Raw genomic sequence first — 14,504 nt, 5'->3', positions numbered from 1 at the left:
CGGGGCCGGTCGGACGGGGGGACCCCACCACTACCTACGCGACCGTAGGTTACCGTTAAGTAGGAAGTGGTCCGGCGCGGGCGGAGGAGAGACATGGACCTGAGTGCCGAGCGGCCCTGGCTGCGCAGCTACGCCCCGGGCGTGCCGGCGACCGTGGCGCCGTCCGACGAGTCGCTCGTCGACCTGCTGCGCGGGGCCGCCCGCCGGTTCGGCTCCCGGGTCGCGCTGGACTTCTTCGGCGCCACCACCACGTACGCCGAACTGGACGACCAGGTGGGCCGGGGGGCCGAGGCGCTGCGCCGGCTCGGCGTCGGCCGCGGCGACCGGGTGGCGCTGGTGCTGCCGAACTGCCCGCAGCACGTGGTCGCCTTCTACGCCGCGCTGCGGCTCGGCGCGGTGGTGGTGGAGCACAACCCGCTCTACACCGCGCAGGAGCTCACCCGGCAACTCGCCGACCACGGCGCCCGGGTCGCGGTGGTCTGGGACAAGGTGGCCCCCCTCGTCCGCGACAGCGCGGGCGCGACAGCCGTCGAGACCGTGGTCGCGGTCGACCTCACCCGGGCCCTGCCCCGGCGCAAGCGCTGGGCGCTGCGGCTGCCGCTGGCCCGGGCGCGGGCCACCCGCGCGGCGATGACCGGGCCCGCGCCCGGAGCGCTGTCCTGGGAGCGGCTGGTGGCCGAGGCCGGCCCGCTAGCCGCCGCGCACCCCGCCCCCGGGCCGGACGACACGGCGCTGTTGCAGTACACGGGCGGCACCACCGGCACGCCGAAGGGCGCCATCCTGAGCCACCGCAACCTGCGGACCAACGCGGCGCAGGGCCGCGCCTGGGTGCCGGGCCTGCGCGACGGCGAGGAGACGGTGTACGCGGTGCTGCCGCTGTTCCACGCGTACGGGCTGACGCTCTGCCTCACCTTCTCGGTGGGCATCGGCGCCACGCTGGTGCTGTTCCCCCGCTTCGACCTGGACCAGACGCTGGCGGCGGTGCGTCGCCGGCCGCCGACCTTCCTGCCCGCCGTCCCGCCGATCTACGAGAAGCTCGCCACGACCGCCCGGGAACGCGGGATCGACCTCACCTCGGCCCGGTACGCCATCTCCGGCGCCATGGCGCTGCCCCCGGCGACGGTCGAGCTGTGGGAGTCGGTCACCGGCGGGCTGCTCGTCGAGGGCTACGGCATGACCGAGACCTCCCCCGTCGCGCTCGGCAACCCGGTCTCCCCCGCCCGGCGGCCGGGCACGGTCGGCGTGCCGTTCCCGTCCACCGACATCCGCATCGTCGACCCCGAGGACCCGTCGCGCGAGCGCGCCCCGGGTGAGGCGGGCGAGCTGCTGATCCGGGGGCCGCAGGTGTTCGCCGGCTACTGGAACCGCCCGGCGGAGACGGCCGCGGCGCTGCTGCCCGACGGCTGGCTGCGCACCGGGGACGTCGTGGTGGCCGACGCTGACGGCTTCGTCAGCGTGGTCGACCGGATCAAGGAGCTGATCATCACCGGCGGGTTCAACGTCTACCCGTCGGAGGTGGAGGACGCGCTGCGCCGCGTTCCCGGCGTCCGCGACGCCGCGGTGGTCGGCCTGCCCGGCGAGCACGGCGGCGAGGAGGTGGTGGGGGCGGTCGTCCTGGACGAGGGCGCCGAGCCGCCTGACGAGGCGAGCCTGCGGGCGGCGTGCCGGCGACACCTGGCCGGGTACAAGGTGCCCCGCCGCGTGGTCGTCGTCGAGGACCTGCCCCGCTCCCAGATCGGCAAGGTCCTGCGCCGCGAGGTCCGCGACCGGCTGCTCGCCGACGGCTGAGACGACCGGGCTCGGCGCCGGAATGGTGGGTGAGGCGGTGTCGTGGGCCGGGCGGTGCGGCGGCGGGCGGTGCGGATCGGGGCGGGCGGCTGGCAACCCGTCGGGCGGCATTCGTCCGCCGGCACCCGTCGAGCGGCCCCCCGTCGAGCGGCCCCCCGTCGGGTGGCACGGTCGCCCCGGCCGCCGCGCGGTCAGGCGACGGGCGGGCCGGCCCGCAGGACGCGCCGGGCCCGGCGGCGGTCGAGCCACCGTGGCTCGGGCGGGTCCGTCGGATCGACGCCGGTGGCCAGATCCAGCAGGATGAGCGCCCAGAAGCCGGCCGCGCTGAGCATGTTGCGGGCGCGGCCCGGCTCCGGCGCTCCCGGCGGCAGCACGACCTGCGCCCACCGCCAGGCCACCCAGGCGATCTCCCGGTCCGGGTGGTGCCGTCCGGAGCGGCTGAGCAGCCGGACCTCGCGTCGCGCGGGAGCCGGCAGCCGCCACCAGCGCCGCAGGGTCTCCAGCCGGTCCTCGGCTCCGTCTGCGGGCGGCGGGGCGGTCACGTCACCGGGGCTCATGGCTGGCAAGGATAGGCGGGCCGCGCACCGACGGTCCCGGCGGGACAGCGCTCCCCGCGGGGGCGGCGGTACCGGCGAGGCGGGTCAGAACCAGTCGTCGCGCATCTCCAGCGTGGTCCGGTCGAGGCTGTCCAGCAGGTCGAACTGCGGGCCGGTGCGGGGCAGCTCGTGCCGGAAGAAGTACCGGGCGGCCTGCCGCTTGCCGGCGTGCAGGTCGGCGTCCGGGCCGTCGCCGGGGCCGCCGGCCGCCTCGACGACGAGAAGCTGCTCCAGCCACATCCACGCGATCACCACGTGGCCGACCGCCTCCAGGTAGACGCTGGCGTTGGCCAGCGCCACCTCCGGATCGCCGGTGCTCCACAGTCGCCGGGTGACCAGGGCGACCCGGTCGAGGGCGGCGCCGAGCGGGGCGGCCAGCTCGGCGGCCTCGCCCCCGGCCTGCCACGCGCGGGTGGTCGTGGCCCGGACCGTCTCCACCAGCAGCGCCAGCCCGGCCCCGTTGCGCATGGTGACCTTGCGCCCCAGCAGGTCCAGCGCCTGGATGCCGTGGGTGCCCTCGTGGATCGGGTTGAGCCGGTTGTCGCGCCAGTGCTGCTCGACGTCGTAGTCGCGGGTGTAGCCGGAGCCGCCGTGCACCTGGATGGCCAGGTCGTTGGCGGCCAGGCACCACTGCGACGGCCAGCTCTTCGCGATCGGGGTGAGCACGTCCAGCAGCAGCCGCGCCCGCTCCCGGTCCGCCGCCTCCGGCGCGGTCTTCTCCTCGTCGAGCAGCCGGCCGCAGTACAGGACGAGCGCCAGGGCGCCCTCCACGTAGCTCTTCTGCGCCAGCAGCATCCGTCGCACGTCCGGGTGGGCGACGATGGGCACCTGCGGCGTGGCCGGGTCCTTGTCGGCCAGCGGTCGGCCCTGTGGCCGCTGGCGGGCGTACGCGAGGGACTTGAGGTAGCCGGTGTAGCCGAGGGCGGTGGCGCCGGCACCCACCCCGACGCGCGCCTCGTTCATCATGTGGAACATCTGCGCCAGGCCCTGGTGCGGCTCGCCGACCAGGTAGCCGACCGCGCCGGGGCGCCCGCCGGGCCGGTGCACGCCCTCGCCGAAGTTGAGCAGCGTGTTGGTGGTGCCCCGGTAGCCCATCTTGTGGTTGAGGCCGACCAGCACGACGTCGTTGCGGGCGCCGAGCGCGCCGTCCTCGCCCAGCAGCACCTTCGGGACGATGAACAGCGAGATCCCCTTGACCCCGGGCGGGCCGCCGGGGATCCGGGCCAGCACCAGGTGGACGATGTTCTCCGACAGCTCGTGGTCGCCGCCGGAGATCCACATCTTGGTGCCGTGCAGCCGGTACGTCCCGTCGTCCTGCGGCTCGGCGCGGGTGGTGATGTCGGCGAGCGAGCTGCCGGCCTGCGGCTCGGACAGGCACATCGTGCCGAAGAAGCGCCCCTGCACCATCGGGCGGACCCAGGTGTCGATCTGCTCGGGGCTGCCGTGCGCCAGCAGCAGGTTGGCGTTGCCGAGGGTCAGCAAGGGGTACGCCGAGGTGCCGGCGTTGGCGGCCTGGAGCCAGGCGAAGCAGGCGGCCCGTACGACGTGCGGTAGCTGCATGCCGCCGACGGACGCGTCCATGCCGGCGCCCAGCAGCCCGGTCTCGGCGAAGACGTCGAGGGCCTGCTTGACCTGCGCGATGGTGTGCACCCGGCGGCCGTCGAAGGTGGGCTCGGCGAGGTCGGCGGCCCGGTTGTGCGGGGCGAACCGCTCGGCGGCGACCCGCTCGGCGAGTTCCAGCACGGCGTCGAAGGTCTCCCGGGAGTGCTCGGCGTAGCGGTGCCGCGCGGTCAGCCGGGTCACGTCCAGCCAGTCGTGCAGCAGGAAGCGCAGGTCGCGACGGGAGAGCAGGGTGGACGACACGGGTCTCCTTCCGTCGACGGGCGGGCCGTCGGCCGCGGCGCGGCCCGGCGACGCCCTCGCGCAGGTCATCCTGTCTGATCCGGCCCGCCACCGCACCACCCGACGCCGCCTCATCGGGGCGGCCCGGGGCGGTGGCGCGGCAACGCCGCCGGGCCACCGGCCGGCCCGTCCGGTCGGGACGAAGCGCGCCACCGGCGCCCGCGGCAACCCGCTGGCGGCCCGCGTCCGTCCCCCACCACCGGCGCCTGCGGCCCCCGCGCTGGCGGCCCAGGTCCGTGCCCCCGCCACCGGCGCCCGCCGCCCCCGCGCTGGCGGCCGCGTCCGTGCCCCCGTTACCGGCGGCGGCGCGGACGGCTGCTGTCGGGGTGGGCGGAGCGGGGCATCAGACCGCAATCCGGACAGGTTCTTGCCATATCGATAGACGGATCCCTATCCTCGCTGGAAAGCGCTTTCCGGGCATGGGCGACGGCACCACGACAGGCGGAACGGGCGGGAGCACGGTCACGGCGGCCTCGCGGCCGACGACCTCGACGGTCGAGGCCGGGCGGAACCGCCGACCCGCTCCGCATCGAGAAGAGCACCCCCACAGCCGGGTCGACGAGCGAGCCGTCCGGCGGCCGGCGACACGTCGGCAGCCTCGACGGCCCCGCCGACCGGATCACGGCACGTGACAGCAACACCCGGCATTTCATACGAAGGTGAGGCGAGGATGAGACGACCAGTCGCACTGCGACTCCAGGTGGCACTGGCCACGACAGCCGTCGGGGCCGCGATCGGCGTGGCGGCCCTGCCGATGCAGCAGGCGTCGGCAGCCGCCGGCGCCGCCACCGGTTACGCGACCCAGAACGGCGGCACGACCGGCGGCGCGGGCGGGCAGACGGTACGGGTCAGCACGGGCACCGGGATCCACACGGCCCTCTGCACCCGGGCCAGCAGCAGCACCCCGATCATCATCGAGGTGCAGGGGACCATCAACCACGGCAACACGGCCAAGGTGTCGGGCGACAGCTGCAACACCGCCGCCGGCGTGATCGAGCTCAAGCAGATCAGCAACGTCACGATCATCGGGGTCGGCAGCGGAGCCGTCTTCGACCAGCTGGGCATCCACATCCGCGACTCCAGCAACATCATCATCCGGAACGTGACGGTCCGGAACGTCAAGAAGTCGGGCTCGCCCACGTCCAACGGCGGTGACGCCATCGGCATGGAGAGCACCGTCCGCAACGTCTGGGTCGACCACGCCACCCTGGAGGCCTCGGGCGGGGAGTCGGAGGGGTACGACGGCCTCTTCGACATGAAGGACAACGTCCAGTACGTGACGCTGTCGTACAGCATCCTGCGCAACTCCGGCCGGGGCGGCCTCATCGGGTCCAGCGAGAGCGACCGCTCGAACGGCTTCGTCACGTTCCACCACAACCTGTACGAGAACATCGACTCCCGTACGCCCCTGCTGCGCGGCGGCATCGCGCACATCTACAACAACCACTACGTGAGCCTCCACGAGTCCGGCATCAACTCGCGGGCCGGGGCCAGGGCCAAGGTGGAGAACAACTACTTCCGGAACTCCAAGGACGTCCTGGGCACCTTCTACACCAGCGAGGCCGGTTACTGGCAGGTCGCCGGCAACGTCTTCGACAACGTGACCTGGTCCAGCCCTGGCAGCGACAACAACCCGGCCGGCCCGAACCCGGTGTCCAACACCAGCGTCAGCATCCCGTACTCCTACAGCCTGGACGGGGCTGCCTGCGTGCCGGACGTCGTCCGCCAGACGGCGGGCGCCAACACGGGCCTGCGGGAGTCGAACGGCAGCTGCTCGCCGCAGACGCCGGCACCGACGCCGACCACCCCCACGCCGGGGCCGACCACCAGCCCCACGCCCGGGCCCACCAGCAGTCCCACGCCGGGACCGACCCAGCAGCCCGGCGGACCCAACCTCAGCATCGGGGCCGGCTCCGACGGCTCCAGCAAGGCCGACGGCACGAGCTACGGCAACGTGCGCGACGGCAGCCTGAGCACCCACTGGTCGCCGTCCGGCGCGACCGGCGACATCTCGATCAAGTGGGGCTCCGCCACCAGGGTGGCCCGGGTCGTCATCCGCGAGCCGTCGGGCACCCAGGGCAGCATCGGGTCCTGGCAGCTCGTCAACCACGGCACCGGCGCCGTCCTGGCCTCCGGCAGCGGGGCGGGCGTCATCACCTTCTCCGCGACGTCCCTCACCAAGATCACGTTCAGGATCACCGGCTCGAGCGGCGCGCCGAAGGTCGCCGAGTTCGAGACCTACGCCAGCTAGTTGCCAGCTCCCGCTGCCGTCCGGGACCGGCGACCCGGTCCCGGACGGCAGCGGCGACCCCCGTCCCGGACGGCAGCGGCGACCCCCGTCCCGGGCGGCAGCGGTGACCCGGTTCCGGACGGCAGCGGCGACCCCCGTCCCGGACGGCAGCGGTGACCCGCCCGGCGTCGGCGCGGCAAGCGCGGCCGCCACCGGTCCCCCGGCAGCGGGCGACGGGCGACGAGGCGACGAGGCGACGAGGCGACGAGGTCAGGCCACCTCGGCGAGCAGGCCGTCGACGAGGTCGCGCGGCAGCCCGTGGGTGTCGTGCAGATCGCGGTAGTCCGCCTCGGTCAGCGGTCCCCGGGACCGGCGCCGGGAGACCACCGGCCGCCCGCGCCGCAGCAGCTCCCGGAACCGCCGTTCCTCGCCGGCGAACACGTCCCGCACCTCGTCCACGCCGACGGGCTGCCGGAACCCGTCGAGGGTGTGCCGTACCGGCCCGGCCGGCAGGTCGGACAGGGTCCTGGACGCGTCGTCGCGCCACAGCGTGGTGAGCGTCCGGCGCAACAGCCGGCGCAGCACGTAGCCGCGGCCGGTGTTCGAGGGTCGTACGCCGTCGCCGACCACCGCCACGCCCGTACGCAGGTGGTCGCCGACCACGCGCAGCGACCCGTCGCGCAGGCCCCACACGTCGGACACGCCGCGCACCCACGGCACGAAGCCCTCGCCCTCGTGGACCGAGCGGTGCCCGCGCAGTACCATCTCCAGCCGTTCGAGGCCCATCCCGGTGTCCACGTTGGGTTGCCGCAGCGGCGTCAGCCGGCCGTCGGGGTGCCGGTGGTAGCGCATTCCCACGTGGTTCCAGACCTCCATCCACCGCTCGTCGGTGCCGGGGGTGCCGTGGGGCGGGCCGTCGCCGGTCCAGACGAAGATCTCGGTGTCTGGTCCGCAGGGCCCGGTCGGGCCGTTGGACCACCAGTTCTCCTCCCCGGTCAGCTCCACGGGCACGCCCAGCTCACCCCAGGTGCGCAGCGAGGGCTCGTCGGGGCCGACCCGGTCGTCGCCGCCGAAGACCGTCACGTGCATCCGGTCGTGCGGCACGCCGAAGCCGTCGCGCAGCAGCTCGTAGCCCCACCGCAGGCTGCGGGGCAGGTCGTAGTCGCCGAGCGACCAGGAGCCCAGCATCCGGAACAGGGTCAGGTGGGTGGAGTCGCCCACCTCGTCCAGGTCGGTGGTGCGCAGGCAGCGCTGCACGTTCACCAGCCGCCGGCCCAGCGGGTGGGGCCGACCCTCCAGGTAGGGGGTCAGGGCGTGCATCCCGGAGGTGGTGAAGAGCACCGGGTCGCCCGGCGGCGGGATCAGGGAGCCGTCGGGCACGAGTTCGTGGCCCCGCTCGCGGAAGAAGTCGAGGAAGGTGCGGCTGATCGGGTCGTACGTCATGGCGGTGGCCTTTCCGGGTGGGACGACCGGAAAGGGTCCGCCGCCGGACGACCGGCGGGCCGACGGGAACGAGAAAGCCGGCGGACCGTTTCCGGTCGCCGGCGGGTGATGGTGAGGTCAGGCGGCGGCGACCGACGAGCGCGAAGCTCGCGCGGCCGCGGCGGCGAAGGGGTGCCTGATCTCCATGCCCTGACTGTACGGGGACGCCGCGCCGCCGCCCAGCGCGTTTCGCGGCGGGCGGCGGCGTCGGCGGCGGGTCAGACGCCGGACGTGGCGAGCACGGGCGCGGGACGGTCGTCGACCGGGCGGGGCGCCTTCCGGTTCGGCAGCGACAACCGGACGACCTTCCTCCACGCGGAGAAGACCTGCCGGGGCAGCGAACCGGTGGTGTACTTCAGCCCGTAGCGGTCGAACAGGGCCCGCACCTCGGGGGCGACCTCCTGGTAGCGGTTGCTGGGCAGGTCCGGGAAGAGGTGGTGCTCGATCTGGAACGACAGGTTGCCGGTCATGATGTGCATCAGCCGGCTGCCGCTGATGTTGGCTGAGCCGAGCATCTGCCGCAGGTACCACTCGCCGCGGGTCTCGCCCTCGATCGAGCGCCGGGAGAAGGTCTCCACGCCCTCCGGGAAGTGCCCGCACATGATCACCGAGTGGCTCCACAGGTTGCGCAGGAGGTTGGCGGTGAAGGTGGCGGCCAGCGTGTGCAGGAACGAGGGCCCCGACAGCAGCGGGTGCACCACGTAGTCCTTGAGCACCTGCCGGCGGATCTTGCGGCCCACCGCCCGGGCCCGGGCCCGGAACTCGGGCTTCTTGTGCCGGCCCTTGCGCAGGTTGCGCCCCAGTTCCAGGTCGTACGCGGCGATGCCGTACTCGAAGAAGCAGGCGTTGATGAAGTTCCACAGCGGCTGACCCAGGTGGAACGGGTGCCACCGCTGGTCCTCGTCGACGCGCATGATGCCGTAGCCGAGGTCGTTGTCCTTGCCGAGGACGTTCGTGTACGTGTGGTGCAGCTCGTTGTGCGAGTGCTTCCACTGCTCGGCGGGCGAGACGTGGTCCCACTCCCAGGTGGTGGAGTGGATCTTCGGGTCGCGCATCCAGTCCCACTGGCCGTGCAGGACGTTGTGGCCGACCTCCATGTTCTCCAGGATCTTGGCCACGGTCAGGCCGGCCGTGCCCACGATCCAGGCGGGCGGGAAGAGGGAGAACAGCAGCACGACCCGGCTGCCCAGTTCCAGCTTGCGCTGCGTCGAGATGACCCGGCGGATGTACGCGGCGTCCCGCTCACCCCGGTCGGCGACCACCCGGGCGCGGATGGCGTCGAGTTCCCTGCCGATGGTCTCGATGTCCTCGGCGGTGAGGTGGGCGATCGGGTTGACGGGCTTGTTCTGAATCACGGTCACGTCAGGTACTCCGGGTCAGTGGTCGATGTCGCAGGGGCCGGCCGCCGCCGACACGCAGGTCTGGATGCGGACGCCGTCGCCGGGCACCGCCGTGGTCAGTTCCCCGTTGCGCAGGTCCCGAACCGCGCCCTGGCGCAGCGGCAGGACGCAGCCGAAGCAGATGCCCATCCGGCAGCCCGAGGGCATCAGCACCCCCGCGTTCTCGCCAGCGTCGAGCAGCGGGGTGGCGCCGTCGGCGTCGACGGTGACGCCCGAGCGGGCGAAGGTGACGGTGCCGCCCTCGCCGGGCGAGATGACAGTCGGCCGGAACCGCTCGGTGTGCAGCCGGTCGCCGCACCCCCCGGCCGTCCAGTGCTCCTCGAGGGCGTCGAGCAGGCCGAGCGGGCCGCAGGCCCAGGTCTCCCGGTCGAGGTGGTCGGGCACGAGGCGGTCGAGGTCGGCCACGGTGAGCAGCCCGTCGGTGTCGGTGTGCCGCTCCACCAGCCGGATCGCGCCCCGCGCGGCCAGGTCCCGCAGCTCGGCGCCGAAGATCACGTCGGCGGGGGTGGGCGCCGAGTGCACCACGACGACGTCGGCGTCGCCCACCACGCCGGCGCGCAGCATCCCCATCACGGGGGTGACGCCGCTGCCCGCGGTCACGAAGAGCACCCGGGCCGGCGGCCGGCCCGGCAGCACGAAGTCGCCCTGGGCCTGGTCGAGCTGGACCAGCGTCCCGGGTCGGGTCCGCCGGACGAGATGGTTGCTGACGACCCCGTCGGGGATGGCCTTCACGGTGACCGAGATCGGCCCGGCCCGGCGCGTGGGGGCCGAGGTGACCGAGTAGGCCCGCCACTGGCGTACGCCGTCGACGTCGACGCCGAGGCGGACGTACTGCCCGGGGGTGTGCCCGCGCCAGTCGCGGCCGGGCCGGATCACCAGCGTCGCCGCGTCGGCGGTCTCGGGGCGCACGGCGAGGATCCGGCCGCGCAGTTCGGCGCCGGAGCGCAGCGGGGCGACCATGTCGAGGTAGTCGTCGGGCAGCAACGGGGTGGTGACCGACGCGGCCAGCCGAAGGATCCGGCCCCGCAGGGCCGCCTTCCCGGAGGGGTTCGGGACGGTGGTGGTCATGATTCGATGGTCGCCGGCAGAATGGCATAAAATCTTGACCTGCGAAGGTGAACCGGACGAGTCTTTTTGTGCGGAGGGAACAAACGTGTCCGAACGCTCGGAGGCCACCCGGCGCGCGGCCCGCCTCGAGTTGGACGCCCGGGTGGCCGGCGCGCTGCACGACCGGCTGCCCTTGCTCGCCGAGCGCACGGTGACCGCCATCACCGCCGAGGTGCCCAGCTACTCCGGCGCCCTGACCGGCCAGATGCGCGAGAAGATCGAGACAGCGGTGCAGATCGCGCTCGGCACGTTCCTCCAGCTCATCGGCCGCTCCCAGGGCAGCGACCCGAGCACCCCGCTCGTCGGCGCGCTGGAGGCCGCGTACGCCCTCGGCAGCGGCGAGGCACGCTCCGGCCGGAGCGTGGACGCCCTGCTCGCCGCGTACCGCGTCGGCGCCCGGGTCTCCTGGCGGGAGATGTCCACCACCACCGTGCAGGGCGGATCGTCGGCCGCCACCGTCGCCGAGTTCGCCGAGCTGATGTTCGCGTACATCGACGAGCTCTCCGCCGCCAGCGTGGCCGGGCACGCCGACGAGCTGGCCAGCGCCGGCCGGGCCCGGCGACGCAACCTGGAGCGGCTCACCCAGCGGCTGCTCGCCGGGGAGCCCGAGGAGGCGCTGCTGCGCAGCGCCGAGCGGGCCGACTGGCCGCCGCCGCAGACCCTCACCGTCGTCCTGCTGCCCCGGGCCAGCCTCCGCGCGGCGCTCGCACGGCTGCACCCGCACACCCTGGAGAGCGGCGACGACCTCCCGGCGGGCGGGGCGGGCGAGGACCTGGCGGTGCTGCTGGTGCCCGACACGCACGGTGACCGGCGGCGGCAGCTCGCCCGGGTGCTGCACGGCCGCCACGCCCTGCTCGGCCCCGCCCGGCCCTGGGCCCTGGTCGCCTCCTCCTACCAGCGGGCGGTCCGGGCCCTGTCGCTCGGCCTGCGCCCGGCCGACGACGGGCCGGCGCTGGACACCGAGGAGCACCTGGCCGAGCTGGTGCTGAGCACCGACCCGGAAGGGCTCGCCGACCTGCGCGCCCGGGTCCTGGCGCCGCTCGCGTCGCTGCCGCCCGGCACCGCCGACCGGCTCGCCGAGACCCTGCGCTCCTGGCTGCTGCACCAGGGCCGGCGCGACGACGTGGCCGCCGACCTCTTCGTGCACGCGCAGACCGTCCGCTACCGGATGGGCAAGCTCCGCGAGCTGTACGGCGAGCGCCTGACCGACCCGGCGACCGTCCTCGACCTCACCCTCGCCCTGGCCTTCCCACCCCGGACCGAGGCCGACGACCCAGCCCTCTGACCGGACTGGCCACTCCCCTGCGTGTCGGACCGGTGACGCTCAGGTCAGATACCGGACAAACGCGTGCCACCCGTGCCGCCACGGTGCCACCCTGATCCTCCCCGCCCGCGATCACCCGCCCGGCCGCCGGACTCCGCCGATGGCCGCCCGGCTGACCGCCCGGCGGGGCGGACGGGGCCGCCTCCGGTACCGCGACGCCTTCCGCCAGGAGGCCGCCGGAGGCCCGGCGAGCGGGAGGACGGGCATGGCGTCGCACACGGGGGACGAGCCCGGGGCCGACCGGCCCGCCCCGGCCAGCGGGCCGGCCCGTCCCGGCGGCACCGGCCGGCTGCGCGACGCGCTCCGGACGACCCCGGCGCTGATCGTGCTCAGCGGCGCCGTACTGGTCGCCGCGCTGGCCGCCACCGCCGCCGTGGCCGTGCAGTCCCGCGCGTCGGCCACCACGCTGGGCGAGCGGTCCGCGGCGACCGCCGTGGGCACCAGCACGACCGCCCGGCAGATCTACCAGGGCCTCGCCGACGCGGACGTCGCCGCCAGCGCCGTCTTCCTGCTGCCGCCAGCCGAGGACCGACGGGCCCCGCTGGTGGCCGCCTACGACGCGTCCGTCCACGAGGTGGAGCGCACGCTGACCGACTCGATGGGCAACGCCGTCGGCGACCCGGACCGCCTCACCCGGCTGGCGACCATCGCCGCCCGGCTGAAGGTCTACCGCGACGTGGTGTGCGCCGCCCTGCGGGTCGCCGGTCCACTCTCCGCGACGGCCACGGGCAACCGGCAGCCCTGCCCACCGGCCGGGGCGGCGGAGCAGGCCGGGACGGGCAGTCCGGCGGCCCGCGCGGTGCTCGCCTCCGCCTACGCGCGGGAGGCGTCGCACTACATGTCCACCGAGCTGCTCACCGCGGCCCAGGGCCTGTGGAACTACGACACCAGGCTGCTGCTCGACGCCCGCGCCGACGCCCGCCCCTGGCTGGCCGCGTCCGTGCTGGTGCCGCTGGGGGCCCTCGCCGCCCTCGTGGTGGTGCAGGTGTGGCTGCGCCGGCGGACCCGGCGCCGGCTGAACGCGGGCCTGCTGCTGGCCTCGGTGGCCACCACGGCCGTGCTGGCCATGCTGGTCTCCTCGTGGTGGCACTGGCCGGACGCCGACCGGGGGTTCCCGGAACTGGAACGGGCGATCGACGCGCAGAGCGCCACCCAGCAGCGGCTCGGCGCCCTGCTGGCCGGCCGGGCCGACGTCTACCTGGGGCTCGGCGCGAGCGTCGACCCGGCCGGGCACAAGGCGGACTTCGACAGCCGGGACCTCTGCCTCGAGCCCGCCGGGGGGCGGGAACCACCGAAGGACCGGATCGACTGCACCGCCCTGGCGCGGGACGTCTGGCCGGCCCGCCAGATCAAGACGCCCAACGCGTTCCGCGACGCGGTCGGCACCGTGCTCGCCGAGGGATCGGCGGGCCGGGCGTTCGTCGCGGCGGAGGGCCACCTGCTGACCGAACTGACCACCCGCAACGAGGAGGTCACCCGGATGGTCGCCGGGCTGCCCGAGGCACGCCGCCACCTGGGCGGCCCAGCCGCCTGGGTCACCCTGCTCGCCGCCGCCGGTGTGGTGGCCGGGCTGCGCCAGCGCCACCTGGAGTACCAGTGACCACAGCCCGGCGGACCCCGACGCGGCCCCGGGTCGCGTCGCTCGCGCTCCTGGCGGCGCTGGCCGGGTGCGCCGGGCCGGCGGCACCCGCACCGGCGCCCCCCGCGCGGCCGCCGGGGGTGGCCACGACGCCGACCACCGACGCGACCGGCGGGGTCTGCCCGGTACGCCGCAGTCTCCCGCCCGACCCGACGCCCCCGCGCCAGATCCTCGACAAGGGCGAACTGGTCGCCGGCGTGGACCCGTCCGACGCCACCATGAGCCACTGGGACGCCAGCACCCAGCGGTTCGAGGGTTTCAACATCGAGCTGATGCTGGCGGTGGCCCGCGCCCTCTGGCCGGCCGACGACCCGCGCAACCGGCTGACCTTCAAGGCCGTGCCGCCCGGCCAGGGCGCCTTCGCCATGCTCGACAAGGGGGAGATCGACGTCGTCGCCACGTCGCTGACCGCGTCCTGCGAGCGGGCCCGGCGGGTGCTGTTCTCCAACGACTACCTCGACTCCGGGCAGACGGTGCTGGTCCGCAAAAACGCCGACGGCACGCCCGAGTTCGCGGGCATGGAACAGCTCGGCGGCCGGCGGGTCTGCGCCGCCACGGACACCACCTCGCTGGCGATGATCGCCGGCTACCGCACCGCGGGCGGCCTGCGGCCGGTCCCGGTGCACGCCCCGCACCCGGTCGACTGCCTGGTCATGCTGCGTCAAAAGCAGGTCGACGGGGTCAGCACCGACGACAACATCCTGCTGGGCTTCGCTCGGATGGCCCCGGACACGACGCTGGTGACCGAGGCGCCCCGGCCGGAGAGGCGGTCCTGCGACCAGCACCGGGACGAGGAATGCACCTGGTTCACCGACGAGCCGCACGCCTTCGCGTTCCGCCTCACCGACGGCCGGGAGCTGGTCGCGTTCGTCAACCACGTGCTGGCGCAGCCGCGTACGGCGGTGGTGTGGCAGCAGGCCCACGACCGGTGGCTCGCCGGCCACCGGGACCGGGGCATGCCGTCGCCCGGGCCGGTCACCACCGGGTGGCCGCCCCCCGACCCCGCGCCGGCCACCCCCCGGCCGGCCGACTGATG

General features: G+C 74.6%; 10 protein-coding genes. 5 read left to right on the top strand and 5 right to left on the bottom strand.

All coding sequences use genetic code 11. The annotated features are described in order from the left end of the window. Positions 1–93: 93 nt before the first annotated feature. The gene (locus ACPXCB_RS25735; RefSeq protein ID WP_425878188.1) at positions 94–1,788 is read left to right on the top strand and encodes a long-chain-fatty-acid--CoA ligase; all 1,695 of its coding nucleotides are present in this window, start codon (positions 94–96) and stop codon (positions 1,786–1,788) included. A gap of 191 nt (positions 1,789–1,979) precedes the next feature. On the opposite strand, the gene ACPXCB_RS25730 is transcribed toward ACPXCB_RS25735, so the two are convergent. Together ACPXCB_RS25730 and ACPXCB_RS25725 are read right to left on the bottom strand one after the other, a co-directional pair. Beyond that, positions 1,980–2,345, bottom strand: coding sequence for a hypothetical protein (locus ACPXCB_RS25730; protein ID WP_425878186.1), 366 nt, complete (start codon positions 2,343–2,345; stop codon positions 1,980–1,982). Between the two features lie 84 nt (positions 2,346–2,429). Continuing rightward, positions 2,430–4,247, bottom strand: a complete 1,818-nt coding sequence (locus ACPXCB_RS25725; protein WP_425878185.1) for an acyl-CoA dehydrogenase — start codon at positions 4,245–4,247, stop codon at positions 2,430–2,432. Between the two features lie 709 nt (positions 4,248–4,956). On the opposite strand from ACPXCB_RS25725, the gene ACPXCB_RS25720 reads away from it, so the two are divergent. Next, positions 4,957–6,537 (top strand): pectate lyase family protein, encoded by a 1,581-nt coding sequence (locus ACPXCB_RS25720; RefSeq protein ID WP_425878184.1) that lies wholly within the window; start codon positions 4,957–4,959, stop codon positions 6,535–6,537. A 249-nt stretch (positions 6,538–6,786) separates the two neighbouring features. On the opposite strand, the gene ACPXCB_RS25715 is transcribed toward ACPXCB_RS25720, so the two are convergent. From ACPXCB_RS25715 to ACPXCB_RS25705, 3 genes are all read right to left on the bottom strand, one after another. Then, positions 6,787–7,959 carry an alanine--tRNA ligase-related protein gene (locus ACPXCB_RS25715; protein WP_425878182.1) on the bottom strand — a complete coding sequence of 391 codons (1,173 nt, stop codon included), beginning with the start codon at positions 7,957–7,959 and terminating at the stop codon, positions 6,787–6,789. 257 nt (positions 7,960–8,216) lie between these two features. Continuing rightward, on the bottom strand, positions 8,217–9,359 hold the full coding sequence (locus ACPXCB_RS25710) for a fatty acid desaturase family protein (protein WP_425878180.1): 1,143 nt from the start codon (positions 9,357–9,359) through the stop codon (positions 8,217–8,219). Positions 9,360–9,374: 15 nt separating this feature from the next. After that, positions 9,375–10,466 (bottom strand): ferredoxin reductase, encoded by a 1,092-nt coding sequence (locus ACPXCB_RS25705; protein ID WP_425878179.1) that lies wholly within the window; start codon positions 10,464–10,466, stop codon positions 9,375–9,377. Positions 10,467–10,551: 85 nt separating this feature from the next. On the opposite strand from ACPXCB_RS25705, the gene ACPXCB_RS25700 reads away from it, so the two are divergent. The 3 genes from ACPXCB_RS25700 (at position 10,552) to ACPXCB_RS25690 (ending at position 14,502) form a co-directional block, all read left to right on the top strand. Next, the gene (locus tag ACPXCB_RS25700; protein WP_425878177.1) at positions 10,552–11,790 is read left to right on the top strand and encodes a PucR family transcriptional regulator; all 1,239 of its coding nucleotides are present in this window, start codon (positions 10,552–10,554) and stop codon (positions 11,788–11,790) included. Positions 11,791–12,034: 244 nt separating this feature from the next. Further along, complete coding sequence (locus ACPXCB_RS25695; protein WP_425878176.1) at positions 12,035–13,429, top strand: hypothetical protein; 1,395 nt, start codon at positions 12,035–12,037, stop codon at positions 13,427–13,429. Further along, positions 13,426–14,502 (top strand): transporter substrate-binding domain-containing protein, encoded by a 1,077-nt coding sequence (locus ACPXCB_RS25690; protein WP_425878174.1) that lies wholly within the window; start codon positions 13,426–13,428, stop codon positions 14,500–14,502. The genes ACPXCB_RS25695 and ACPXCB_RS25690 overlap by 4 nt, the downstream gene beginning before the upstream one ends. The last annotated feature ends 2 nt before the right edge of the window (positions 14,503–14,504 follow it).

The organism is Micromonospora sp. DT62 (assembly GCF_049847285.1).
In the GTDB taxonomy this organism is placed as follows: Bacteria; Actinomycetota; Actinomycetes; order Mycobacteriales; family Micromonosporaceae; genus Micromonospora; species Micromonospora reichwaldensis.
This window is presented reverse-complemented; position numbering and strand designations above follow the sequence as displayed.

What these genes read in the sequence shown, in the direction of transcription:
- ACPXCB_RS25735 (WP_425878188.1), top strand. Translation starts at nt 94, where the DNA reads ATGGACCTGAGTGCCGAGCGGCCCTGGCTGCGCAGCTACGCCCCGGGC.
- ACPXCB_RS25695 (WP_425878176.1), top strand. Translation starts at nt 12,035, where the DNA reads ATGGCGTCGCACACGGGGGACGAGCCCGGGGCCGACCGGCCCGCCCCG.
- ACPXCB_RS25720 (WP_425878184.1), top strand. Translation starts at nt 4,957, where the DNA reads ATGAGACGACCAGTCGCACTGCGACTCCAGGTGGCACTGGCCACGACA.
- ACPXCB_RS25715 (WP_425878182.1), bottom strand. Translation starts at nt 7,959, where the DNA reads ATGACGTACGACCCGATCAGCCGCACCTTCCTCGACTTCTTCCGCGAG.
- ACPXCB_RS25730 (WP_425878186.1), bottom strand. Translation starts at nt 2,345, where the DNA reads ATGAGCCCCGGTGACGTGACCGCCCCGCCGCCCGCAGACGGAGCCGAG.
- ACPXCB_RS25705 (WP_425878179.1), bottom strand. Translation starts at nt 10,466, where the DNA reads ATGACCACCACCGTCCCGAACCCCTCCGGGAAGGCGGCCCTGCGGGGC.